This is a genomic window from Staphylococcus sp. GDY8P120P (genome assembly GCF_017892065.1).
Classification (GTDB): Bacteria; Bacillota; Bacilli; order Staphylococcales; family Staphylococcaceae; genus Staphylococcus; species Staphylococcus nepalensis.
Map to the genome: position 1 here is coordinate 1 of NZ_JAESKI010000072.1, position 538 is coordinate 538.

2 pseudogenes are annotated in these 538 nt (G+C 32.9%); both read right to left on the minus strand.

Annotated elements, in window-relative coordinates:
• Window positions 1-351: pseudogene (locus KA900_RS14715) on the minus strand (glutamine amidotransferase); the annotation flags it as partial.
• Window positions 351-538: pseudogene (locus tag KA900_RS14720) on the minus strand (DUF1727 domain-containing protein); the annotation flags it as partial. The pseudogenes KA900_RS14715 and KA900_RS14720, both read right to left, overlap by 1 nt.

Below are 538 nucleotides of genomic sequence, written 5' to 3' on the forward strand. Positions count from 1 at the left end.
AATGTTTAAACCTTCTAATCTTGTACCATCTGGTGTTACATATTCAGATCCTAAAAATTGATAGCCTCCACATATTGTTAAGGTTGGCATGCCGTCTTCAATTGCATCTTTGAGTTGTGTTTTAATTTTCTTTAATTGTTCTGTTGCTAAACTTTGTTCTCTATCACTTCCACCGCCAATAAAGAAAATGTCACAATCATCTAAACTTAATTGATCAGTATCTGTTATATCTATTACTTCTACTTCTATATTACGCCATTTCGCACGTTGCTTCAGTGCAATAATATTGCCAATATCGCCGTATAAATTTAATTTATCTGGCATAAAATGAAATATTTTTATTGCTGACATTATGCTTCCTCCTTGAAGGCTTTATTCAATGTTCGATGCATTGGTGATAAACATGTATAGTTTGGAATTGCAACTGTAAACTGATTGTAAGTCATCGATAGTTCCGTTGCCTTTTCTATTGAATGTTCTATAATAACTTCCGCTTCAACTTCAGCATATTTCAGTCTTAATGCTAATTCTTCAGCTC